The sequence below is a fragment of the Micromonospora sp. NPDC048986 genome (genome assembly GCF_040649335.1).
Classification (GTDB): Bacteria; Actinomycetota; Actinomycetes; order Mycobacteriales; family Micromonosporaceae; genus Micromonospora; species Micromonospora alfalfae.
The window spans coordinates 232762-255810 of sequence record NZ_JBEZFJ010000002.1; the positions used below are offsets into that span (position 1 = coordinate 232762).

Sequence of the window (23049 nt, forward strand, 5' to 3'; positions counted from 1 at the left end):
TCGGCGGGTGCCGCCCGCGTGCCCACTCGTCCTACTTCGTCTGAGCGGCGACGGCCCGCAGCTGGCCGAGAGTGGTGCGGAACCCGTGGCCGGACGCGGCCGGGTCCTCGGCGTTCAGACCGCTGACGGCCATCGTCTGCGAGCGGGTGGTGGCGACGGCCCCCGCGCCGGACCCGCTCAGGTCGAACACGCCGAAGTCGCCACTGAGCGTCCGGAACGTCGGGGCCGCCGGGTCCGCCGGGTCCTGGGCGAGGTAGAGCACCACGACCTGGCCGGCCTCGAGCTTCGACATGTGCGCCATGTCCGGCACGCCGGAGGGCAGCGGGGCGAGCGTGATCCGCGCCCCGGCCCGCACCGTCGATCCGGTCGTCGCGCGCAACACCTCGTCGACCCGGAATCCGGCCGCCTCGACCTCACCGCGTACCACCAGGTCCGCGGTGTCGCTGAGCTGCCGCACGGTGGCGTACCCACGTAGCTTGCCCTTGATCGGCGGGAGCGCGACGTCGGTCGGTGGGGCGGCGCTGCTCGGGGCGGCGCTGCTCGGGGCGGGCGCGGTGGCCGGGGCGGCGCCACCGCCGCTGCCACAGGCGGCCAGGGCCGCGGTGGACAGCACGGCGGCGGCCGTGGCCCACAGCGGCCGGGCACGGCGAAGGTCGACTGCCATGGAACGCTCCTCGCGTCTCGGTGCCGTCCCGGGCCGTCTCGCGCGGAACGCGGCACTGCTCACGCCTTCTATCTGTGCGTCCCGGGCACCGAGTTCCATTTTTTTTCGGGCTCAGCTTTCCGGGGTCACTGCCGCTCGCGCGCGAGCTGACGAAGCTCGGCCACCGTGGTGACGAACGCACGACCCGTGGCGGTGGCGTCCGCGGTACGCAGGCCGGTCACCGACATCGCCGGTGACCGGCTGGTGGCCGTCTCCCCGGCGACGTCGAAGATCCCGAACTCGCCGCCGAGCGGGTGGTAGACGCGCGTACCCGGGTCAACGAGGCCCAGGTAGAGGACTGTCGGCCGGCCGGCTGTCCCGGCCAGCTCCGCGGCCACCATGATCTCGGCGGGCACCGAGGCACCCGGGGCGCGGTAGAGCACCTCCGTCACCCGGTAGACCGCCCGTCCGTCCATCACCGACGCCACCTCGCCGCGGACCACCAGGTCGGCCGCGTCGGTGAGTTGGCGCACGGTGGCGTACCCACGGTTCTTGGCGGCCGGGCCCGGCGGTGCCGGCCGAGCGGCCGGACGGGTGGCCTCGGGTGACGGGAGCGCGGCCGGGGGCGCGTCGCCGGACCGGGTCGCGAGCCCGCCGCCGATCCCCGCCACGGCCAGCACCAGCGCGGCCGCCGCGAGCGCGGGCCGCATCGACACGAAGGCCCTTCTTCGGGTACGCGGCTCCTGCGTGATCGCCGCCAGCAGGCGGCTGCGGTGCAGGTCGTGCCGGCCCGGTGGCAGGTCGTGGTCACCGGGGTGGGGGGCGAACCTCGCCCACTCGGCCGGGTCCGGCGCGCTCACTGGCTGCCCTCCCCCACGAGCGAAACGTCCGCGACCGGCGGCCGTGCGGCGTGCGGCGGGGCGTCGACGAGGGTACGGAGTCGGGCGCGGGCCCGCGACAGCCGGGAGCGCACAGTGCCGACCGGAACGCCCAGCGCCTCCGCCGCCGACTCGTAGTCGAGGCCCTCCCACAGGCACAGGGTCAGCACCTCGCGTTCGGGTCGGCGCAGCCGGGCCAGCGCGTCGATGGCGGCGGCGATGCGTCGGCTGTCGTCGAGTCGGCCGGCGACCTCGTCGGCGTGGTCGGGCAGTGTGAAGTCGGAGGCGAGCAGCGCGGCGGCGACCCTGCGGTAGCGACGGTTGCTGCGGGCGTGGTTGCGGGCCTCGTTCGTGGCGATGCCGAGCAGCCAGGGCCGCAGCGAACCGCCCTCCTCGGTGACCCGCTCCCGGGAACGCCAGGCCTGTAGGTACGTGGCGGCCATGACGTCCTCCGCCGTGGCCCAGTGGGCGGTCAGCCGGAACGCGTGGTTGTACACCGAACGCGCGTACGTGTCGAACAGCTCGGCGAACGCGCCAGGGTCACCGGCTCGCACCCGAGCGCGCAGACTCGACTCCATGACCATCTTCTGTCCGTCGGACGGTGCTGGTTCCGATGGACCGGCCCGTAGATCAGTTACGGCCCGACGATAGCCACCGGCAGGTACGTGCCGCCAACGACGGGATGAACAGACGCCGTCACGCCTCGCTGTCGTCGATTGACGAAGAATCGACGTACTGGTATCTGTTAATACAGTTTCCTGATGCTCGCGGTGCCCGCCGGGGCTGAACCGTCGCGCCGGGCCACCGACCGGCTGGCGGCACGCCGCCCCTTCCCCGAGGAACACCAATGGTTCACAAGAGAACAGCCGCCTACGTCGTGGGCACCCTGCTGATCGGCGTCGCCGCCGTCGGCTACGGCCTGCCGTCGGCGAGCGCCGCGACCGCCGGCCCGATCACCGGCCTCGGCGGTAAGTGCATCGACGTGGCCGCCGCCAGCTCGGCCAACGGCACGGCCGTCCAGCTCTACGACTGCAACGGCAGCGCGGCCCAGACGTGGACCGTCGGCAACACCGACAACTCGATCCGAGCACTCGGCAAGTGCCTCGACGTGACCGCCGCGTCAACCGCCAACGGCGCCAAGGTCCAGCTGTACGACTGCAACAACACCGGCGCGCAGAAGTGGACCGCCAGCAACGGCGCGCTCGTCAACTCCGGCTCCGGCAAGTGCCTCGACGTCACCGACCGGAGCACCGCGAACGGCGCCCGGTTGCAGATCTGGACCTGCGGCGGCACCACGAACCAGCTGTGGACCCTGCCGGGCGGCGGCAGCACCCCCACGCCCACGCCCACCACCCCGAGCGGCACCAACCTCGACGACCCGACGAAGAAGAACGTCGCCATGCAGCTCGTCTCGGCCGCCGAGAACTCCTCGCTCGACTGGCGCGCGCAGTTCTCCTACATCGAGGACATCGGCGACGGGCGGGGCTACACCGCCGGCATCATCGGCTTCTGCTCCGGCACCGGCGACATGCTCGAACTGGTCGAGGCGTACACCCGCACCAAGCCGGGCAACGTGCTCGCCGGCTACCTGCCGGCGCTGCGCAACGTCAACGGCACCTCGTCGCACGCCGGGCTCGATCCCAACTTCACCCGCGACTGGCGGACCGCGGCCACCGACTCGGTGTTCCAGGCCGCCCAGGAGGCCGAACGCGACCGGGTCTACTTCAACCCATCGGTACGCGACGGCAAGAACGACCAGGTCCGGGCGCTCGGCCAGTTCGCCTACTACGACGCGGCGGTCATGCACGGGTACGAGGGCATGCGCCAGATCCGCAGCCGCGCCCTGAACCGGGCCAAGCCGCCGGCCCAGGGCGGCGACGAGCGAACCTGGCTCAACGCGTTCCTCGACGAGCGGGTCATCGAGATGAAGAAGGAGGAGGCCCACTCGGACACCTCCCGCGTCGACACCGCCCAGCGGGTGTTCCTCAACAACGGCAACTTCAACCTCAACACACCACTGGTGTTCGCCGTCTACGGCGAACAGTTCCGCATCGGCTAGGGCGGTGGTGGTGGCGGGGTCGCCGGCACGGACTTTCCGTTGACCGGCTACCCCGCACGTCACCGCCCGAGGGCTGACAAAGAGGAACTGTTCATTTTCCGTCACTCGCCGCGCTCCTATCCATAGCTGCACTGGAGCTGACCCTGGATTAGCCTTCGGTAGTGGATGGCCGCCAGAGAGTCACGCAACGGACACAGCGCTTCCGTCGCGATCTCTACTGGATCATTCCGGTCGGAGTACTGACCGCAGCGGCAACCTTCCTGCTCGCCCGAGTGCCCGAACAAGGCGCCGACATCGCCACCATCCTCGCTTTACCAGTGGCGGTGGTAGCGACAATGGCTGGGATTCTCGCGGTGCGGAGCGGCACCCCAACCGACAGCCCGGCACGTGCGGCAGGCGGTCACCGGATGCGATACTGGCCGGTCGCCACCCTGGCCGGCGTGACGCTCTGCGCGATGCTGGCCGCGATCCTCCTCCACCTCCCCTCTGACGGGGACGACGTCGCGCAGCAGCTCTCCGGTCGCTTACGGATCGGCATCACCGGCGTGATTCCAGGTTGGAGCGAGAAGAACGGCGAACGCTACGAAGGCTTCGAGATAGCACTCATCGACTACCTACAGGCCCGGCACGGGTTCAGGCCGCAGTACGTGGAACTGCATCCCGAAGAGCAGACGGCGGCCTTGGAATCGGGCCGGGTCGATATCTTGGTGGGGAACTACACGATCTGGGAAGCGCGAAATGCGACAGTCGTGTTCGCCGGTCCCTACTACATGGACAAAGTCGGGATCTACGTGTCCGCGCGCAAGGTCAAAAAGCCACCCGTGGCCGCCGATCTGACCGGTTGCGCACTCCCGATAACCTACCCTCGACCCGACGACCTGGGCGTGACCTTCGAGCACGCTTCAAGCCTGCAGGAATGCATGCTCCGACTCTTCGATCCCGAAGATCGGATCAATGCCGTCTTCATGCACCACTCCATCCTCGTCAGCCTGGCGGTCCGTCGAGGTCTGGATCCGCGCGACATCGTCCTGTTCAAGCAACACGACTACGCGCTGTACGCAATAGGGCTGGCGAAACGCAACCAGAAGCTGTGCCAGGCGCTCGGGCGGGACATCGACCTGTTCCTGAACCAGGAGTGGGATAGGGCAGCCGCCCGCCATCTGCCCTATCTCGACGGGTCGGGCAAACCGCTGTACAGCTATTCCGCCTTCTGCGACTGACCGACCTGCCACAGCGGGTCATTCTTGTCGTACACCTGTTCCGGTCTAGGGTCATGGTCGAGGAGTTGGCGCAGGCAGACGACGCAGTCGCCGCCTGTGTCGACGGCGCAGTCTGGGCCCTTCCGGAGCGCGACCTGATCACCGCGCTCGACGCCGCGCACCGCCTTCAGCAACGCCTCGCCGCCGTCACCCTCGCCCTGGTCCGCGAGCTGGACGGCCGCGGCACGGCCCGCGCCCAGGGCGCCTCCTGCACAGCGGTCTGGCTGCGCGAACGTCTGCGACTGACCGTCCCCGCCGCACGCCGCCTGGTCAACCTCGCCATCGCCGTGGAGACCGGCCACCCCGGCATCCGGCAAGCGCTTGCCCAGGGCACCATCACCCTGGACCAGGCCCGGGTCATCGCCGACACCATGGGCACCGTCGACAGGTCGGCCGACGCCGCGACCGCCGACAGGGCAGTCGGTGTCCTGGTCGGCTGGGCTGGGCAGTTCGACCCCACCCACCTGCGCAAGCTCGGCACCCGCATCCTCGACCACGTCGCCCCCGACCTGGCCGACGCCGCCGCCCGCGCCGCCCTGGAGGCCGAAGCCGCCCGCGCCGCCCGCGACCGCCACCTCGTTCTCTCCGAGCAGACCGACGAGCGCCTGCGACTCAGCGGCACCCTCGACGCCGAAGCCGCCGGCCTGCTACGGGCCGCCATCGACCTACTGACCGCCCCGTCCGGGCCGGACGACTCCCGATCCCCCGGTCAACGACGCCACGACGCCCTCGCCGACGTGTGCCGACTCGCCCTGCGGGCAGGTGAGCTGCCCGACAGCGGTGGCGACGCCGCCCAGATCGTCGTCACCACCAGCTTCGACGGGCTGGCCCAGCAGTTGTCCACCGGCGCGCTCGACGTCGGCCTCACCCTTACCCCGGGCACGGTGCGCCGACTCGCCTGCGACGCCACCATCCTGCCCGCCGTCCTCGGCGGCACCGGTGAGGTCCTCGACGTCGGCCGGCAACGCCGGCTCATCACCGGCCCCCTCCGCCGCGCCTTGGTGCTGCGCGACCGCGGCTACGCCTTCCTCGGCTGCGACCGCCCACCCCGCTGGTGCGCCGCCCACCACATCCACCACTGGGCCGACGGCGGCCCGACAAACTCGACAACGCCGTGCTGCTCTGCGGCCACCACCACCGACACGTCCACCAGAGCGACTGGGTCGTCCGGCTCGGCAACGGCGGGCACGCCGAGTTCGTCCCACCCGCCTGGCTCGACCCCGAGCAACTGCCCCGCCGCAACCACTACCACCGACGAACATAGGAGCAGCCCAACCCACCACCTCACGTCGAGGTGGCATGCCAGCGCAGGCTCAGACAGCCGACGCGGCGAGCGACATCGTCCGGCACACCTGGCGCGGCCGGGCCGAGCAGAGGCCAGCTCACAGTGGGGTCTGCTGCGACATCGCGGGCACCGCGCCGCCATCGGTGAAACGGGCGCACAGCAGCCCGCAGTGGTGCTGAAGCGCGGTACCTGTCGCCGTGGACGACACCGGTGCGCGAGTGGGCGAGGACCGGTGTGCACGATTCGTGGCCGCAGCCTCGCGCGGCGGCTTGACCTCAAGCTCGGGTGAAGTCCTAACCTGCCGTATCGGAGGTAACGAATGAGCATGGAAGTTACCGCGTGGATGTCTATGCACCACGCGATGAACGCGCAGGATGAGCGACCGCTGTCCCGCGCCACCTTGAAGCGGATCGCGCAGTTCGCGCGGCCGCACCGCGCTTTGATCATCAGATTCCTGCTGCTGAGTGTGGTGACGGCGGTCCTCACGGTGGCGGCACCCGTTCTCGCCGGGCGGGTGGTCGACGCGATAGTCGACGGCGCCGACAGCGGCGTGGTGATCCGGTTGGCCGTCCTGATCGCCGTGATCGCGCTCGCCGAAGCCGGGCTGGGTCTAGTGACGCGGTTCCTCTCCGCCAGCATCGGTGAGGGGTTGATCGTCCAACTGCGGACGGCCGTCTTCGACCACGTGCAACGGATGCCGGTGGCGTTCTTCACGCGAACCCGCACCGGAGCGCTGGTCAGCCGCCTCAACAACGACGTGATCGGCGCGCAGCGGGCCTTCAGCGACACCCTGTCGAGTGTGGTCGGCAACGCCGTCACGCTGATGCTGACGTTGGGGGTGATGCTCACCTTCTCCTGGCAGATCACGCTGCTGGCGCTCGTCCTGCTGCCCGTCTTCGTGATCCCGGCCCGCCGGATGGGTTCCAAGCTTGCCCAGTTGCAGCGTGAGGCGGCCGAGCACAACGCGGCGATGAGCACCCGGATGACCGAACGTTTCTCCGCACCCGGCGCCACGCTGGTCAAGCTGTACGGGCGGCCGGCCGAGGAGTCCGCCGAGTTCGCGGCGCGGGCACGTCGGGTCCGGGACATCGGCATCCGCTCCGCGATGCTCCAGTGGGTCTTCATCACCGCGCTCACAGTCGTCGGCTCGCTGGCGTTGGCCCTGGTCTACGGGCTGGGCGGTCTCTACGCCCTACGGGGCAGCCTGGACGCCGGGACCGTCGTCGCCCTCGCGTTGCTCCTGTCGCGGCTCTACGCGCCGTTGACCTCACTGGCCAGTGCTCGGGTCGAGGTGATGAGCGCGCTGGTGAGCTTCGAGCGGGTGTTCGAGGTCCTCGACCTCACGCCGCTGATCCTCGACCGTCCCGACGCCCGGCCCCTTCCGGACGGGCCGGTCGCTGTCGAGTTCGACGGGGTCCGGTTCGGCTACCCCTCGGCGGACAAGGTGTCGCTGGCGTCCCTGGAGGACGTGGCGAAGCTCGATACGCGCGGCGGTGAGGAAGTGCTGCACGGTGTGTCGTTCCGCGCCGAAGCGGGGCAGATGGTGGCGCTCGTCGGGTCCTCCGGGGCGGGCAAGTCGACGATCGCGCAGCTCGTGCCTCGCCTGTACGACGTCGAGGACGGCGCGGTGAAGCTGGCCGACGTCGACGTGCGTGAACTGTCGGCCGAGTCGATCCGGTCGGCGTTGGGCGTGGTGACCCAGGACGGGCACCTCTTCCACGAGAGCATCCGTGCCAACCTGGCGTTCGCCCAGCCGGACGCGACCGAGGACGAGATGTGGGAGGTGCTCCGGCGGGCCCGCCTCGACGACCTGATCCGCTCACTACCCGATGGCCTGGACACCGTCGTGGGCGAGCGCGGATACCGCCTGTCCGGCGGGGAACGGCAACGGCTCACCATCGCGCGCCTGTTGCTGGCTCGCCCGCGCGTGGTCATCCTCGACGAAGCCACAGCGCATCTCGACTCCACCTCGGAGGCCGCGGTTCAGGACGCCCTCGCCGAGGCCCTCACCGGCCGGACCAGCGTGGTCATCGCACACCGGCTCTCCACCATCCGGGCGGCCGACCAGATCCTCGTCGTCGAAGCGGGACGCATCGTCGAACGCGGGCGACACAGTGACCTGCTCGCGGCTGGCGGCCGGTATCACGAGTTGTACCGCACCCAGTTCGCCCAGGACCAACCGGCCGCCCAGGGCGGACCAGCAGTCCAGGAGCAACGCGTCGCCATCTAGACCAGCGGGCCGGCGCAACCAGCACTGACCACACCAACACTGACCGCACCAGCACCACTGACGCAACCAGCCTGACAGGCAGCACGAGGACGCCGCCCGCCACGGGTCGATCCCCGGGGCGGGCGGCGGGATCCGACGATCAGTCGTCGTCGTCCTTGTCGTCCGCGTCGTTGTCCTTGTCGTCCGCGTCGTCGTCGTTGTCGTCGGCGTCGTTGTCATCGGCGTCGACCGGCTCCTGCTCGGCCTTGACCACCGAGCCGTTCTCCCGGTCGACGTCGACCTCGTGCTCGGTGTCGCCGGCGACGATTTCGATGCTCCAGACCGGGCGGCCGTTCTCCTGCTCGGCTTCGACCTCGACGATCTGACCGCCACCGGCCTTGGCGAGCGCGATCTCACCGGCGCGCTTCTCGTCGACCGCGCTGCCCGCCGGCGCGGTGCCGGTGGTCGGCGTACCGCTCGACGGCGTACCCGATGGGGTGCCGGCCGACGACGAACCGCTGGCCGACGGCGAACCGCTGGCCTCGGGCGCGTCAGTGGGCGTCGGCGCGACGGTCGCCGCGGCGAGCGTCGTGCCGGTCCGTGCGTCGTTCGCGGCGGTGACGCCGAGGGCGACCCCGGCCGCCGCCAGCACCGCCGAACCGCCGACCGTCGCCAGGAGCAGATTGGTGCGCCTCATCGTGGTGTCCACCTTTCCTCGGTTGTCGACTTCGAGGATCGGCTGAACCGGGATAGCACCGCGCTGTCCGGACGCTAAGGGCGGGTTAAGGCGTTCGAGGGCCGGGTCAGCCGCGCCTGTTGAGTTCCGCCTCCAGCCGCTGAACGAGCGTCTTGCGGTCCTTGCTGGCGCGCTCGTTACGCAGCGCGGTATTGAGCTGTCGCGTGTCGAGGCCACGGATCAGCTTGGCCGCCTCCGCGACCGACATCTCCGTCATCCGTCCGGCCGTGGTGGCGTCCCTACGCGCCCGCTTGGCCGGCCCGGTGTTGGCCACGTACTGCCTGCCGGATCGGGACGCTTCGCGCTTCTTCGTATCGGTCGCGCGCTTCTGGCTCTCCGACATCTCCTCCCAGGCCTTCTTGGGCAGGTAGCGACTCGTCGTGGCGCCCTTGCGCGCACGGGTGTCGCCCTCCTTCGTCTGCCATTTCTCGTTGCCCCAGCGCTGGAGAGACTTCTGCCGCTCGTCCTTTTCGCCCAGGAATCCGCCGCCGCGCTTCTTGTACTCCTGAGTGACCAGCTGTGACTTGCGCGCCGACCACTGCCCCGGCCGGCCGCCCTTGTCCGAAGCCTTGATTTCTTCCTTGATCTGCTCTCTGAGCTCGGGTTTCGTATACCGCGCCATGACTGGCAGCTACCCGCCACCGCACTGCCTATGCGTCCCGCGGCGACGTCGCAGGCCCGAGCCGGAGCAGCACCTGCGCACCGCCGTGCGGGCCGGGCCGCACCTCCAGTCGACCGCCGGCGGTCTGCGCGGCACGTCGGGCGATGTCGAGGCCCAAGCCGGTGGATCCGGCCGCGCTGGCACCCCGCCGGATCGCCCCGGCGGGCATGCCCGGGCCCTCGTCGGCGACAGTGAGCACCACCTCGCCCGCCTCGCGCGCAAGCCGGACGGCGAACGGCGTCCCGTCGGGGGTGTGCGCGAAGACGTTGCCGAGCAGAGCGTCCACTGCCGCCGTCAGGTTGTCGGCGGCCACACCGACGGGAAGAGGGCCGGGCGCCAGGTCGAGGGTGACGGTCCGGCCGGTGTCCTCGGCCAGCACCGACCAGAACGCGACCCGGTCCGCGACGATCGCCGCCGCGTCCGAGCAGGCCGGTTGCGCCGGTGCGTGCCGCCACCGGGCCTGCCGGATCAGCCCGGTGACCGCGCGTTCGAGCCCGTCGGCGGCGGCGGTGATCCGGGCGGCGTCGTCCGGGTCACGCAACGACTCCGCCTCCAGCCGCAGCGCGGTCAACGGCGTACGCAGTTGGTGCGACAGGTCGGCGACCTGTTCGCGCTCCTGGACCAGGAGCACCTGGATCCGGGTGGCGAGATGGTTGAGCGCGCCGGCCACCTCGCGCAGCTCGGGTGGGCCGGCCGGGGTGACCCGGGCGTCCAGTTCGGCGTTTGCCAGCCGGTGTGAGACGGCCGAGAGGTCGCTGATCGGCCGGACCAGGGTGCGCGCCAGCCGGTCGGCGACAAGCAGCCCGATCAGCACGAGGATCACGCCGAGCAGCGCCAGCACCAGCCAGGCCCGGGTGACCCCGGCGGTCAGCTCGTGCTGCGGCACCGCGATCCGGATCACCCCGGTGCCGTCCGCCCGACCCTGCACGGCGATGACCACCTCCCGGCCGGCCGCCGACTCGCCGGTGAGGCTCTGTCCGCGCGCGGCGAGGGCCACCGCCGGCGTACGCGGTGTCTGGGCGCCGAGCACCGTCCCGTCGGGCAGGAAGACGCTCACCGGTCGCCCGGACTCCGCGGCGAGTTGCTCGACGGTGAGCCGGATGGTCGCCGCGTCGGCGGTGCCGACCACCGGCACCAGGCTCTGCGCGTCGGCGGTGGCCCGGACGGTGGCCCGGTCCTCGGCGACGGTGCGGACCAGCAGCGCCAACGGCACCAGGAACGCGATGAGGGTGAGGACGCTGACCGCGGCGACCAGCAGCGCGAGACGGGCCCTCACGGCTGCGCCGCCGGGGCTTCGAGACGCACCCCGACACCACGCACCGTGTGCAGGTAGCGAGGTTGTTGGGCGTTCTCCCCCAGCTTGCGACGCAACCAGGACAGGTGCACGTCGACGGTCTTGTCGGCACCGCCGTACGGGATCTGCCACACCTCGGTGAGCAGCTCACGTTTGGTGACCACCTGGCCCGGTCGGCCGGCGAGGTGGTGCAGCAGATCGAACTCGCGGGGCGTCAACTCGACCGCCGCCCCGTCGAGGGTCACCTGCCGTGCCCGGGGGTCGACGCGGAGCCCGCCGACGACGAGCGCCGGGTCCTGCCCGTCCGCGCCGGAGGGGCCCCGCCGCAGCACCGCCCGGACGCGGGCGTCGAGCTGCGCCGCGGTGAACGGTTTGACCACGTAGTCGTCGGCGCCGGCGTCGAGTACCCGGACGATCTCGGTCTCGTCGTCACGCGCCGTGGCCACGATGACCGGCACCGAGCTGACCGCGCGCAGCATCCGCAGCAGCTCGCGGCCGTCCAGATCGGGCAGGCCCAGGTCGAGCACGACGAGGTCGGGTCGGTCCTCCAGCGCGTCGCGGAGGCCGGCCATCGCGGTCGAGGCCGCCGCCACCGCGTGGCCGCGTTCGCGCAGGGCCCGGATCAGCGGGGTACGGATCGTCAGGTCGTCCTCGATGAGCAACAGGCGGGCCACAGCTGGCAGGCTAACCGCTGCCGCCGGCAGCACGGCGCACGTTAACCACGCCTTAGCGTTCGGATGTGCGAACGACAAGGACGGATCGTGGATAGTCAGGGGATGGGCCGTCGCTCGATCCTCGTCGCCACCGGCTGGGTGGCCACCGCCGCCGTCGCCACACTGATCGGCCTGGGCGCGATCCGCCTGGTGGGCGAGAGCCTCACCGGCACACCGGGCGGCGTGCGCAGCGAGGCCGAGATCGAGCGGGCGCTCGCCGCACCGGAGCCGCCACCCACCGGCACCGCCTCGGCCGCGCCGGGCCCGACGAGCACCGCCTCGGCCGCGCCGGGCATGACGGGGCCTGCGCCGGGCGCCAGCTCCGGGGCCCGCCGGGGTTTCGCCACCGACGGCGGCACGGCCGTCGCCGAGTGCGGCATCGGCGGCGTACGCCTCGTCTCCTGGGCGCCCGCGCAGGGTTACCGGGTCCGCGACGTGGACCGGGGCCCGGACGACGACGTCGAGGTCACGTTCCAGGGAGCGGCCCGGGAGTACGAGTTGAAGGTGCGCTGCATCGGCTCGGAGCCGGTGGCTGTCGCCGACGACTGAGCCGGGCGCCGACGCGTAGCCGCGCTGTTCACGATTGGCGGCCCATCGGGCGGACCATGGGCAGGGCTGCGCCGTGATCACGTGATGAGAAGTAGTCGTGTGGGGGCCACCGGAGCTACTGAGCATCACGTGATCGAGGCGAGTCCGCCCCCACCGCCCGATCGGACGGTGGGGGCGGACTCAGGTGGTGGTTCAGCTCGCGTACGCCTCCACCTCCCAGAGCGAGTGGCCGTATCCGGTGCCCCGGGCGGTGCCGTTGATCCGCAGGTAGCGGCCGTTGGCGCCGAGGGCTGTGTGCTCGTCCACGCCGCCGTCGGCCCCGGTCACCGTCTTCACTGTGGTCCAGGTGGTGCCGTCATTCGAGGTCTGGATCTGGTACGCGCTGCTGTACGCCGCCTCCCAGCTCAGCTTGACCCGACCGATCGCTGTGGGACTGCCGAGGTCGACGCGGATCCACTGCGGGTCGGAGAACGTGCTCGACCAGCGGGTGGTGAGGCTGCCGTCGACGGCCTGGGCGCCGGACACGTCGGCCCCCTCGTTGCTCGACGTCGACGTGGGCTTGTTCAGCAGCAGGTTGCCACCGGGCGGACCGGTTCCACCGCTGCCGCCGTACACCTCGAACTCGAACAGCGAGTAGCCCCAGGCGGTCCCCCTGGTGGTGCCGAGCAGCCGGACATACCGACCGGAGCCGCTGAGCCCGGTCAGGTCGTCCACCCCGCCGTCGCCACCGGTCACCGTACGGATCGTGGTGAAGTTGACGCCGTCCGGTGAGGTCTGGATCTGGTATCCGCTGCCGTACGCGGCCTCCCAGGTCAGCTTGACCCGGTTGATGGCGTACGTGGCGCCGAGGTCGACGTCGATCCACTGCGGGTCGCCGAAGGCGCTGCCCCACCGGGTACCGGCCACGCCGTCGAACGCGTTGGCCGCGGTGAACGCGCCCTCGAAGCTGGACGCCCGCGCCGGCTTGCCCCGGGCCAGGTTGGCACCCGGTTCGGGGTCCGGGTCCGGGTCCGGGCCGGGACCGCCGGGGCTGGTGGAGAGGGTGAACTCATCGATGTCGAAGTACGGGCCGGTGCCCTTGAAGACCAGGAACAGGGTTCGGGTGCCGGTCGGGGCGGTGACCCCACCGGTGACAGTGGCGAAGGTGGCGTACCCGCCGGTGGGCACGACGGTGGCCGAACCGACCAGCGGCCCGGTGGGTGAGTCGACCCGCAATTCCAAGGTGCCGCCACCGCCGGCCGGCGCGCCGACCCGGGCACTGAACGACTGGACGCCGGTCAGGTTGTACGGGCGGAACGAGATCCAGTCGTTGTTGTCGACGTAGCCGACCGCCGCGCCGCCGTGCCCGGCCGCCCCGGCGACGATCTGGACGCCTGACGAGTCACCGAAGTGCTCGGCCTGGCGTACCCGGGGTTGCAGCACCGCCTGGGTGTGCGTGGTCAGCGCCGGCTGGCCGCCACCACCCAGATCGGTGTACTCGGCGTCGATGATGCCGAAGATGTTCGCCGCCGTGTCGTGCTCACCGTCGGCCGAGGTCTGGATGACCCCGGTGCAACCCTGCACGCTGCCGAGCTGGTGGCCGTGCGAGTCGTGGCCGAGGACATAGTTCACCTTCACTCGGGCGCAGTTGATAGCACCGTCCTGGGCGTCGGTGACGGTGACGGAGAACGGCACCGCGTCCCCGAAGGTGAAGGTCTGCCCGTTCAACGGGGTGTTCACGGTGACCACCGGGGCGCTGTTGCCGACGGTGACGACCACGCTCGCGGTGGCCGTCTTGCCGGTGGTGTCCCGGACCGTCAGCGTCGGGCTGCGGGTCCCGTTGGTGGTGTACGTGAAGCTCGGGTTCGCCGCCGTCGAGTCGGTGGTGCCGTTGTTGTCGAAGTCCCAGGCGTAGGTGAACGGGTCGCCGTCCGGGTCGAGGGTGCCGGCCGAGGAGAAGGCCACCGTCAGCGGCGCGGTGCCACTGGTCGGCGTGGCGGACACCTTGGCGACGGGCGCTCTGCCCTCGCGGGCGTACTCGATGCGGTAGAGCGCCGAGTTGGCGTCGCCGTTGAACCAGCCGGTGCCGTAGTCGAGCACGTAGAGCGCGCCGTCCGGGCCGAACTCCATGTCCATGACCTGGGTGCCGGTCCACGGGAACGGGTTGATCTTCAGCGGTTGGCCGGACGCGTCGAGCTTGATGTTCTTGATCCAGCGGCGACCGAACTCACCGGCGAAGTAGGTCCCGTCGTAGTACTCGGGGAACGCCACTGGCGAGGTGTTGTTCGGGTCGTAGCGGTAGACAGGCCCGCCCATCGGCGACAGGCCACCGCCGGTGAACTCCGGCGGGGAGCCGGAGCCGCCGTACGGCAACCAGGCCGAGATGGCCGGCGGCAGTTGGGTGATACCGGTGTTGTTCGGCGAGTTGTTCACCGGCCCGCCGGCGCAGTTGAACTTCGCCCCGGACGGCCCGGACGGGAAGGTGTAGTCGTTGTAGGCGTCGTTGCGGGCGGTGCAGTACGGCCAGCCGTAGAAGCCGGGCCTGTCGATCCGGGCGAACTCGACGTTGCCCGCCGGCCCCCGGTTCGGGTCGGCGGTGCCCGCGTCCGGACCGTAGTCACCGAGGTAGACGATGCCGGTGGCCTTGTCCACGCTCATCCGGAACGGGTTGCGGAAGCCCATCGCGTAGACCTCCGGGCGGGTCCGCGCGGTGCCCGGGGCGAACATGTTGCCGGCCGGGATGGTGTAGCCGCCGGCCGCGCTCGGCTTGATCCTGAGCACCTTGCCGCGCAGGTCGTTGCTGTTCGCCGAGGTGCGCTGCGCGTCGAAGGCCGGGTTGCGCCCGGCCCGCTCGTCGATCGGGGTGAAGCCGGCCGAGTCGAACGGGTTGGTGTCGTCACCGGTGGACAGGTAGAGGTTGCCGGCTGCGTCGAAGTCCATGTCACCGCCGACGTGGCAGCACATGCCCCGGCTGGTCGGCACGTTGAGGATCAACGTCTCGCTGGCCAGGTTGATGGTGTTGTCCGCGTTGACGGTGAACCGGGCCAACCGGTTGACGCCGTCCCAGACGGCGAAGTCGGCCGGGGTGCCGGTGGCCGGCGCACCACCGCCGGGGGTGTTCAGCGGTGGGGCGAAGTACGCGTACACCCAGCGGTTGGTGGCGAAGTTCGGGTCGGCCTTGATGCCCTGCAATCCCTCCTCGTCGCCGGTGTAGACCGGCAGGGTCGCGGCTATCTTGGTGTTGCCGGCGGCGTCGGTGTGCCGGATCACGCCGTTGCGGGAGGTGTGCAGCACGCCCCGGTCGGGCAGGACGGTGAGGCTCATCGGCTCACCGGTCTCGGCCGCGCCCTTCGCCAGCTCGACCTGCTGGAAGCTGCTGGTGACGGTGGGGCCGCAGTCGGCGTCGACAGCGCCGGCGGCCGTCCGGATGCCGCCGAGCAGGTGCTGGCGGAAGTTCGCCTCGCTGTACGACGCGTCGGTGTGCCCCAGGCCCGTGTACCAGGCCCGGCCTCCGGAGTAGTTCTGGCACCAGGAGATCGGGTGGTCGGCACCCATGCTCCCCCCGGTGTAGGTGCTCTCGTCCAACGTGGCCAGCACGTGCGCGTTGCCGCGGGGGTTGGTGCGGTAGTTGTACAACTCGTCGAACCGGTTCCACCGCTGCGGCAACGTCGCTGTGGACGGGTGCACCTGGTCGGCGACCTTCACCGTGACGTTCTGCTCGGCCGGGTGCGAGGCGAAGTACGCCCCGACCAGTCCCCCGTACCACTGCCAGTCGTCCTCGGTGTCGGAGGCGGAGTGCACGCCGACGTACCCGCCGCCGCCGGTGATGTAGCGCTCGAACGCGGCCTGCTGGGCGGCGTTGAGCACGTCGCCGGTGGTGGAGAGCCAGATCACCGCGGCGAACCGGTCCAGGTTGGCGTCGGTGAACTGGGCGGCGTCCTCGGTGGCCTCGACGGTGAAGCCGTTCGCCGCACCGAGTTGCTGGATCGCGGCGATGCCCGGAGCGATGGATCCGTGCCGGAATCCGGCGGTCTTGCTGAAGACCAGCACGGTGAACGGTGCGGCGCTGGCCGTAGGTGGCGAGGCGACGATGCCGCCGGCCACGAGGATCGCGCTCAGCGCGAGGCCGAGCCACGATCTCAGGGATCTGCGCACAGTGGGGTCCTTTCGCGGTGCGAGGGACGGCGTGCGCCGATCACGCCTGGCGGTGGTGGGACGAGACATGCGAATGCATCGTTGCGCCCGGATCACTGGCGCGTCAAGCACTCTCCCACCATCCGTGAGAGCGTTATCTCCGCAGGTCAGGGGCGACTGTGTGGAGCGAGATCGAATAACGGTTTTCGGGCCACCATCCGTCCCGGAGGGCTGGCTGATCCACCGCGGCATCCGGACGAACCCGGCGGCGGTTAGGCAAGGCTCGCCTATGCAAAACATCCCAAAAGAGGTGGCTGACAGGGAGTTGTCCCGTCGAGGCCGGGTATGACGGTGACCCGGCAGCACCGACGGAAGCGAGATCGCCATGACCGACATGCTGGAGATGCCGCGGGTACACGAATGCACAGTCACCGACTGCGGCTACAACCACGGCGGTTGCCACGCGTTCGCCATCACCATCGGGCAGCAGAACGCCAGCTGCGCCACGTTCATCGACACCTCGGCGAAGGGCGGGCTGGACCGCGTCATCGCCCAGGTCGGCGCCTGCAAGCGGGACGACTGCCAGCACAACGCCGAGCTGGAGTGCCACGCGCCGTCAATCCGGGTGGGTCCGGGTCAGGACATCGCGGACTGTCAGACGTACCAGCCGCGTTGATCCAGGCGCGACGCGGGTGAGGGACGGCCGCCACCGCCGCCCCTCACCCGCGTTCGAGCCGGCTACCCGGCAACGACCATCGGCGTGCCGGCGGTCGGACGCTCAGCGCCCGCCAGCGGCCAGCTCGGCGATCATCCCCTCGCAGCTACGGACCACCACCTGAGCGCCGCGCCGCTGCGCCAGCGGAAGCAGAGGATCCTCCGCCCGGTCCCGCCACCGCCACTGCGCCTCGGAGGCGACCTCCCAGAGCTGCCGCACGTCGGCCTCATGCTCGACACCGAGCCGCGCCGCGAGGCCCACCCCGTCGCCGCCAACCAGCCGCTGCGCCTCGCCGGCCAGCTCCGCGTCGAACCCCAGCCGGGTGTTGCGCAGGGCCACCAGCAGACGCAACTCCCGGAACTCGTGCGCACCGGCGAGGATCTGCTCCACCGCACCGACCAGCTCGGCGGAGCCCCTGGTGGGTTCGGCCCGCAGCAGCGCCTCCACCGCCGCCAGCGCGGACCGCGCCTTCAGCGCGTCCCGACGATCGATGAAACAACGCGTCACCGACTCGCGCAGCTCGGTGAGACCGCTACGCCGAATCAACTCAGCGGAGAGCTTCACCCGGCTGTCGAAGCCACTGCGCACCAGCGTGGCCGCCAGCCGGACACCGAAGACCCCGAACCGGCCCAGCAGCGCGGCGCGCACCTCGGTGTCCAGCCGTACCGGCAGCTCGCCGCGGAGGAAGCGGTCGGCGGAGATCAGGTGGACGTCCAGCTCCGCCCGGGGCACCTGAGCCAGTGTCGCGAGCGCGGCGAAGTCCGACTCGCCCAGCATCCGGCCGGCCAGACCGATCATGCCGCTGCACGCCACGACGTTGACGCTGAGCGCGTTCACCCTCGGGTCGCGGTAGTGCCGGCGAGCGAGCTGGCGGGCCGTGAGCAGACCATCGATCCGGCCACCGCCGGTCTCGTCGGCGCGGGACAACACCATGATCACGTTGACCGGAGCGGACTGCCCGACGGCACTGTCCCGTGCCGACTCCAGCACCCGCAGGTCGCTGTCGCGGCCGTCGCGGGTCAGGTACAGCACCGCGTCCGAATCGCGCAGCACCCGCTCCAACACCGGCGCCCGGCCCTGCTCGGCGCCGCCGCTGACCGCCGGGGTGTCGATCAAGGTGATCTGCCGTAGCGCCCGCGTCGGCCACCGCACCACGATGTCCCGCACCTCCCCCGCACCCCAGCCCAGATCCACCCGCAGCCCGGTCGCCGACTTGACCACCACCAACTCCTGTGGTGGCTGCCCGACCGGATAGGCGGTGGCGCGCGGCGCGGCCCCGTCCTCATACCAGGTGAAGGCCCCGTCCGCCCGCTCGACCGGCGCGACCTCCTCGCCCATCAACGCGTTGAGCACCGTCGACTTACCCGATCGCCACGGGCCGACGATGGCGATGCGCAGCGGCTGCTCCAACCGGGCCACCTGTTGCCGAAGCTCGGCGACGGCCCGGGGATTGTCCTGGTACAGCTCGATGGCCTGGTGCAACAACCCCCACGCCGCCTCGTCCAGGCGCACTCCCACAGTCATGCCTGCGGCTCCAGCAACAGCGGGGCGGAGCGGGCACCGGTCAACTGCTGAGACTGCTCGTACACCGCCGCCAACCGGGTCATCTTCAACCGGATCTCGCGCTGCCGCTGCTCGCGCACTGAGGCATCGGTGTCGGCCTCCTGCTTCGCGCTGCGGAACGACTGCACGATTGCCTCCTGGAGCTCCTCGGTCAACCCGGTGAAGTGGTCCCGCAGCATCCGCTGCACCTGCCGGGCGGCGTCGCGGCAGTCTCGGATGATCCGGACGAAGAAGTCGTCGACATGCCGCTGGATGGCCGTCTTGACAGTCGCCTGCCGACGACGGAGCAACTGCTTGCTCTCGTCACGGATGCTCTTGCCGCCGAAGAGCGCCCCGATGCCGACCGAGACCGGATTGATCATCGGCATGCCGGCCAGGGTGGTCGCCAGACCGAACATCAGCATGCCGCCGTACGAGCCCTTCATGCCGGTGAACAGCTTCTGGCTGGTGGTGAACCGGTCGATCGTCGGCCGTTGCAGCTCGGGCACTCGCTCGCCGATGTCGTCCGGCATCGTCATCGACCAGGGCGGCAGCACGTCGTAGCCGTACCTGTCGAAGTTGGCGGCCACCCGCCGGGCGATCCAGTCACAGCGCTGGATCAGCCACTCGTGGTTCGCCTCCGCCGCCTCCACCAGGCTCCGCTCCAGCCAGTCCTGGAAGGTGTCCCAGGCGACCAACGGGTCCGCGGTGTCGAACGCCTCGTCCACCGCGCGCAGGATCTGTCGGGTCCGGTCACGCAGGTCGTACTCAAGGTCGGCGAGCAGGTCGGTGATCTCGTCGGTCAGCGTGTTCTGCCACCGGGTGGAGCACCGGCGCAGCTCGTCGACCTCGCGCTGCGCCGCGTGCAGCCGGGAGATCGGCCCGGACTGCTCCTCGGCCTCCTGGGTCGCCAACTCGGCGCGCAGCGGCGCGGCCAACTGCTCCACCACCGTCCGGGCCACCGTCTGCACCGCCGCCCGGGCCAGGTGGTCGGCCTTGCCGGCCAGGTCACGTTGCAGGCGGGCGATCAACGCGGGGAAACCCGACTCGGCGTTGAGCCCACGGTCGTCGGCCGCTGCCGCGCGCAGTCGCAGCGCCGCCGAGACCGGGATCAGCGTCGCCGCAATCCCCGCCTCGGCCAGGTGCTGCCGGTTGCGCTCGGCGACCGTACGCCAGTCCGCCACCAGATCGGTCTTGCTCTGCACCACCACCACGTTCGAATGCGAACGCATGATGTGCAGCAGCATGTTCAGTTCGGCGACCGACAACTCCCGCGTGGAGTCGGAGACCAGCAGCACGGTGTCCGCGCGGGCCGGCGCGGCGACCGGAACAGCGGCGCCGACGCCGGCGACCTCGTCGGTGCCGGGAGTGTCCACCAGCACCAACCCGGCACCGAGCAGCGCACGGGGCAGTCCGATCTCGACGTACGCCGGGCCGCCGCCCGGCCGACGACCGACCAGGCCGGCAACGCCCGCCGCCACCTGGTTGAGCGCCACCGGGGTCCGCTCGACGGCCACCGCGTCGGCGGTGCCGGTGGGGTGCCCCGGGGCAGGTGGCGGCGCCTGCGCCACCGCCGCTGTGGGCGCCTCGGCGTGTCGCACCACGGTCGGCAGGACTGTCGTCCGGCCGTCGCCGACCGGGCAGGCCGGAGCGTTGATGATCGCGTTGATCAGCTGACTCTTACCCTGGTTCGGCTCACCGATGACCAGGACGCGCAGCGTCGGGTCCAGCAGTTGCGCGCGCTTCTGCCGGACCGTTTGAAGGAGGTCACCGCGACCGTGTGCAGTGCAGGTGCGGGCGATCTCGTCCAGCACGTCCAACCAGATCCCGGCCATCACCGCACCAAGTGTGCGGATTTCAGGTTAATTATCAAGAGGGACCGGATGTGGAACCCGGAAGGGCCGGATCGCCTGAGACGATCCGGCCCTCCACTCCGACCGGAGATCCAGGTCAGAGCAGACCGCCGGTGATACCCAGCAGCCCGTGATCGGACGAGGCGTGTGAGTCGCCGAGCACGCCGTCGGTGACCCCACCGGTCACGTCACCGACCGTGTCGGTGACACCGGGGAGGAGGCTGTCCACCTGGTGCGTCACGCCGCCCACCGTCGACGGCACGTCGAGCGGCGGGACCCCGCCGACAACACCGTCGCCGTGCCCGAGGCCCAGCCCGTTGAGGGTGTCGTCGACACCCAGCGAGCTGACGACCCCGCCGAGCTGACCGTGGGTGCCGGAGAGGACACCGCCGGTCAGGTCGCCGCCGATCAGGTTCGAGTCAGTGACGCCGAGCAGACCGCTCGGGTCGCCGACGGTGCCGGTCACGTCACCGAGCACCGGGTCGGCGATCGCGTCCACCGGCTGCACCACGTCGGCGTCGAGAGTGTGCGCCACGTCGGAGACGCCGGCCAGGTCGGTGTCGAGGCCGGACGGACCGACGCCCAGACCGATGCCCGGCAGCACGGTGACCCCGGCGGCGGCGGTCGACGGGTCGACGGCGATCGCGCCGAGCACGCCGGCCTTGACGTCCACGCCACTGGGCGCGCTGGTGACGCTGATCTGCTGCGCCACGCTCTGCAACTGACCCACCACGTCGGTGGTGTCGGTGAGCAGCGGGTCCAGGCCGAGCTGCCCGACCGGCGAGGCCAACGGCGCGAGGCCCGCACCCGGCGCGTAGTCGACGACCAGTGGCACGACGTCCTGCACGTCCGCAGCGGTGATGTCGGTGAGCCCGGCGCCCCGCAACGCACCCTCGGGGTCGAGGTCGAAGGCCGACCGCGCGTCCGGGTTCGTCAGTAGGTCGAGCACGAAGTCGTGAAGCGTCTGCTGCGAGTCCATGTGCCGGTTCTCCTCGGATGTGGCATTGGCGGGTGTCGTACGTCGACAGTGACGACGCTATTGCCGGGGGTCGCCCCCGGGCATCGGGGCTGAGCCCGCATCCGGGCCGGTTGAACTAGGGGCTCCGCCACCTCGTACGTTAGGGGGACAGGGGGAAACCGTCCCGGCGAGATTAGGGTCCCGACCAGGGACTGATCTCTGGTACGAACGTAGGAGCCCGCGGGGTTCGCCGGGGGTGGGTCGTCGGGACAGCCGACGCCATCGCCACCAACCGGCCGACTCACGGGGAGAGACAGAGACGATGCCGTACGTCCTGGGGATAGACATCGGAAGCAGCAACACGGCCGCCGCCGTCGCACGGCGACGCGGCGCGACCTGGACCCGTCCCGAGGCCGTCCCGCTGAGCGCCGGCTCACCCCTCATGCCGTCGGTGTTGTGCCTGGCCGAGGACGGTTCGCTGCGCGTCGGCGAGCCCGTGACCGACGACGGCAGCCGCACCACCCGGGACTTCGTCCACCGGATCGGTGACGACGTGCCGGTGCTGCTCGGCGGCGAGCCGTGCGCCCCGCAGACCCTGACCGCCGAGCTGGCGGCATGGGTGGTGGAGCGGGTCCACGCCCTGGAGGGCGGGGCGGCCGAGGCGATAGTGCTCAGCCACCCGGCGGGGTGGCGCCCCTACCGGCGGGAGGTGCTGCACCGGGCCCTGTCGGACCTCGGCCTACGGCACGTGACGTTGCTGCCCCGCACTGTCACCGTCGCCGAGAGCCACGCCGCTCGCGGGTTCGCGGGCAGCACCGCAGTGGTCTACGCCCTGGGCGGCAACAGTTTCGAGGCCGCTCTGGTACGCCGCACCCCGCGCGGCACGTATGAGACGTTCGGCACCCCACAGGGTCTCGACTCGATCGGCGGCGCCGACTTCGACGAGGCGCTCGCCGAGCACGCACGTACCGTGCTGGCCCGGGAGTTGGCAGCGACCGGGCGTCGCGGGGCCCAGGTCGCGCTGCGCGGACTGCGCGCGGAGTGTGACCGGGTCAAGCGGGTGCTGACCGTCGACCTCACTGCCGACGTGGTGCTGACCCTGCCGAGCGGTCCGGCGCGGGTGCCGGTGACCCGGGCACAGTTCGAGGCCATGATCCGCCCGACGGTGCAGGCCACCGTCGACCTCCTGCTCCGGGCCGTACGCAGCGCCGACCTGACTCCGGCGCAACTCGACGGCGTCCTGCTGGCCGGCGGCTCCACCCGGGTCCCGCTCGTGAACGAGCTGATCGGCGCGGCCCTCCCGGTGCCCGTCGAGGTGGAGCCCGACGCCCAGTTGACCGCCGCCACCGGGGCGGCGATGGCCGCCTGCCAGGTGGTGTCACCACGCCCTCGCCAGCCGCCGCCGGCCCGCGTTCCGGCCCCGGTCAGCGGCGCCGGGCGGCCCACGATCCCGGCCCCACGCCGAACCCATCACACCGTTCCGGGCGATCCGCCACCGCGGCCGCCGGTTCGGGTCCTCCCACTGGAACTGCCGAAGCCGTCCCGCCTGGCGCTGGCCCGTGGCCGCGGACGCGAAGGATAA

Annotated in this window: 17 protein-coding genes and 1 pseudogene; 7 read left to right on the forward strand and 11 right to left on the reverse strand. The window is 71.0% G+C overall.

Annotation, left to right across the window (positions count from 1 at the left end):
• Nucleotides 1–31 precede the first annotated feature (31 nt).
• The 3 genes from AB0B94_RS06115 to AB0B94_RS06125 all read right to left on the reverse strand — a co-directional run bounded on the left by AB0B94_RS06115 (nt 32) and on the right by AB0B94_RS06125 (nt 2099).
• Nucleotides 32–664: a hypothetical protein gene (locus AB0B94_RS06115; protein WP_357268941.1), complete on the reverse strand. Its 633-nt coding sequence runs from the start codon at nt 662–664 to the stop codon at nt 32–34.
• 125 nt (nt 665–789) lie between these two features.
• Nucleotides 790–1503 carry a hypothetical protein gene (locus AB0B94_RS06120; RefSeq protein WP_357268944.1) on the reverse strand — a complete coding sequence of 238 codons (714 nt, stop codon included), beginning with the start codon at nt 1501–1503 and terminating at the stop codon, nt 790–792.
• Nucleotides 1500–2099, reverse strand: a complete 600-nt coding sequence (locus AB0B94_RS06125) for a sigma-70 family RNA polymerase sigma factor (protein WP_357268948.1) — start codon at nt 2097–2099, stop codon at nt 1500–1502. The genes AB0B94_RS06120 and AB0B94_RS06125 overlap by 4 nt, the downstream gene beginning before the upstream one ends.
• 269 nt (nt 2100–2368) lie before the next feature.
• On the opposite strand from AB0B94_RS06125, the gene AB0B94_RS06130 reads away from it, so the two are divergent.
• From AB0B94_RS06130 to AB0B94_RS06145, 4 genes and pseudogenes are all read left to right on the forward strand, one after another.
• Nucleotides 2369–3580, forward strand: coding sequence for a chitosanase (locus AB0B94_RS06130; RefSeq protein ID WP_357268951.1), 1212 nt, complete (start codon nt 2369–2371; stop codon nt 3578–3580).
• A gap of 161 nt (nt 3581–3741) precedes the next feature.
• Entirely contained in the window at nt 3742–4800 is a 1059-nt protein-coding gene (locus AB0B94_RS06135; protein WP_357268955.1) for a transporter substrate-binding domain-containing protein, read from the forward strand.
• A gap of 53 nt (nt 4801–4853) precedes the next feature.
• Nucleotides 4854–6103: pseudogene (locus tag AB0B94_RS06140) on the forward strand (DUF222 domain-containing protein).
• A 382-nt stretch (nt 6104–6485) separates the two neighbouring features.
• The gene (locus tag AB0B94_RS06145) at nt 6486–8354 is read left to right on the forward strand and encodes an ABC transporter ATP-binding protein (protein WP_357268958.1); all 1869 of its coding nucleotides are present in this window, start codon (nt 6486–6488) and stop codon (nt 8352–8354) included.
• 139 nt (nt 8355–8493) lie between these two features.
• Here the strand turns inward: AB0B94_RS06145 and AB0B94_RS06150 are convergent, their stop codons facing one another.
• The 4 genes from AB0B94_RS06150 to AB0B94_RS06165 form a co-directional block, all read right to left on the reverse strand.
• Nucleotides 8494–9030 carry a PepSY domain-containing protein gene (locus AB0B94_RS06150; protein ID WP_357268962.1) on the reverse strand — a complete coding sequence of 179 codons (537 nt, stop codon included), beginning with the start codon at nt 9028–9030 and terminating at the stop codon, nt 8494–8496.
• A 106-nt stretch (nt 9031–9136) separates the two neighbouring features.
• Nucleotides 9137–9691 (reverse strand): DUF5872 domain-containing protein, encoded by a 555-nt coding sequence (locus tag AB0B94_RS06155; protein WP_238667677.1) that lies wholly within the window; start codon nt 9689–9691, stop codon nt 9137–9139.
• 28 nt (nt 9692–9719) lie between these two features.
• Nucleotides 9720–11006 (reverse strand): HAMP domain-containing sensor histidine kinase, encoded by a 1287-nt coding sequence (locus AB0B94_RS06160; protein WP_357268965.1) that lies wholly within the window; start codon nt 11004–11006, stop codon nt 9720–9722.
• A complete protein-coding gene (locus AB0B94_RS06165; RefSeq protein WP_357268968.1) occupies nt 11003–11698 on the reverse strand; it encodes a response regulator transcription factor in 696 nt (231 codons plus the stop codon). The genes AB0B94_RS06160 and AB0B94_RS06165 overlap by 4 nt, the downstream gene beginning before the upstream one ends.
• 87 nt (nt 11699–11785) lie before the next feature.
• Here AB0B94_RS06165 and AB0B94_RS06170 point away from each other — a divergent pair, with 87 nt between their 5' ends.
• A complete protein-coding gene (locus tag AB0B94_RS06170; RefSeq protein WP_357268971.1) occupies nt 11786–12286 on the forward strand; it encodes a septum formation initiator in 501 nt (166 codons plus the stop codon).
• Nucleotides 12287–12478: 192 nt separating this feature from the next.
• On the opposite strand, the gene AB0B94_RS06175 is transcribed toward AB0B94_RS06170, so the two are convergent.
• Entirely contained in the window at nt 12479–16420 is a 3942-nt protein-coding gene (locus AB0B94_RS06175) for a ThuA domain-containing protein (RefSeq protein ID WP_357268973.1), read from the reverse strand.
• A gap of 364 nt (nt 16421–16784) precedes the next feature.
• On the opposite strand from AB0B94_RS06175, the gene AB0B94_RS06180 reads away from it, so the two are divergent.
• A complete protein-coding gene (locus AB0B94_RS06180) occupies nt 16785–17075 on the forward strand; it encodes a DUF1540 domain-containing protein (RefSeq protein ID WP_357268976.1) in 291 nt (96 codons plus the stop codon).
• A gap of 102 nt (nt 17076–17177) precedes the next feature.
• On the opposite strand, the gene AB0B94_RS06185 is transcribed toward AB0B94_RS06180, so the two are convergent.
• From AB0B94_RS06185 to AB0B94_RS06195, 3 genes are all read right to left on the reverse strand, one after another.
• On the reverse strand, nt 17178–18638 hold the full coding sequence (locus AB0B94_RS06185) for a hypothetical protein (RefSeq protein ID WP_357268979.1): 1461 nt from the start codon (nt 18636–18638) through the stop codon (nt 17178–17180).
• Nucleotides 18635–20491: a dynamin family protein gene (locus tag AB0B94_RS06190; protein WP_357269880.1), complete on the reverse strand. Its 1857-nt coding sequence runs from the start codon at nt 20489–20491 to the stop codon at nt 18635–18637. Before AB0B94_RS06190 ends, AB0B94_RS06185 begins: the two co-directional genes overlap by 4 nt.
• A gap of 115 nt (nt 20492–20606) precedes the next feature.
• Complete coding sequence (locus tag AB0B94_RS06195) at nt 20607–21488, reverse strand: IniB N-terminal domain-containing protein (protein WP_357268982.1); 882 nt, start codon at nt 21486–21488, stop codon at nt 20607–20609.
• A gap of 301 nt (nt 21489–21789) precedes the next feature.
• Between AB0B94_RS06195 and AB0B94_RS06200 the strand changes: the two genes are divergently transcribed.
• Nucleotides 21790–23049 (forward strand): Hsp70 family protein, encoded by a 1260-nt coding sequence (locus AB0B94_RS06200; protein WP_357268985.1) that lies wholly within the window; start codon nt 21790–21792, stop codon nt 23047–23049.

Excerpts from the sequence above, each read along its gene's own strand:
- AB0B94_RS06115 (WP_357268941.1), bottom strand. The coding sequence starts at position 664 with ATGGCAGTCGACCTTCGCCGTGCCCGGCCGCTGTGGGCCACGGCCGCC.
- AB0B94_RS06125 (WP_357268948.1), bottom strand. The coding sequence starts at position 2,099 with ATGGAGTCGAGTCTGCGCGCTCGGGTGCGAGCCGGTGACCCTGGCGCG.
- AB0B94_RS06130 (WP_357268951.1), top strand. The coding sequence starts at position 2,369 with ATGGTTCACAAGAGAACAGCCGCCTACGTCGTGGGCACCCTGCTGATC.
- AB0B94_RS06145 (WP_357268958.1), top strand. The coding sequence starts at position 6,486 with ATGAACGCGCAGGATGAGCGACCGCTGTCCCGCGCCACCTTGAAGCGG.
- AB0B94_RS06150 (WP_357268962.1), bottom strand. The coding sequence starts at position 9,030 with ATGAGGCGCACCAATCTGCTCCTGGCGACGGTCGGCGGTTCGGCGGTG.
- AB0B94_RS06155 (WP_238667677.1), bottom strand. The coding sequence starts at position 9,691 with ATGGCGCGGTATACGAAACCCGAGCTCAGAGAGCAGATCAAGGAAGAA.
- AB0B94_RS06180 (WP_357268976.1), top strand. The coding sequence starts at position 16,785 with ATGACCGACATGCTGGAGATGCCGCGGGTACACGAATGCACAGTCACC.
- AB0B94_RS06185 (WP_357268979.1), bottom strand. The coding sequence starts at position 18,638 with ATGACTGTGGGAGTGCGCCTGGACGAGGCGGCGTGGGGGTTGTTGCAC.
- AB0B94_RS06190 (WP_357269880.1), bottom strand. The coding sequence starts at position 20,491 with ATGGCCGGGATCTGGTTGGACGTGCTGGACGAGATCGCCCGCACCTGC.
- AB0B94_RS06195 (WP_357268982.1), bottom strand. The coding sequence starts at position 21,488 with ATGGACTCGCAGCAGACGCTTCACGACTTCGTGCTCGACCTACTGACG.
- AB0B94_RS06200 (WP_357268985.1), top strand. The coding sequence starts at position 21,790 with ATGCCGTACGTCCTGGGGATAGACATCGGAAGCAGCAACACGGCCGCC.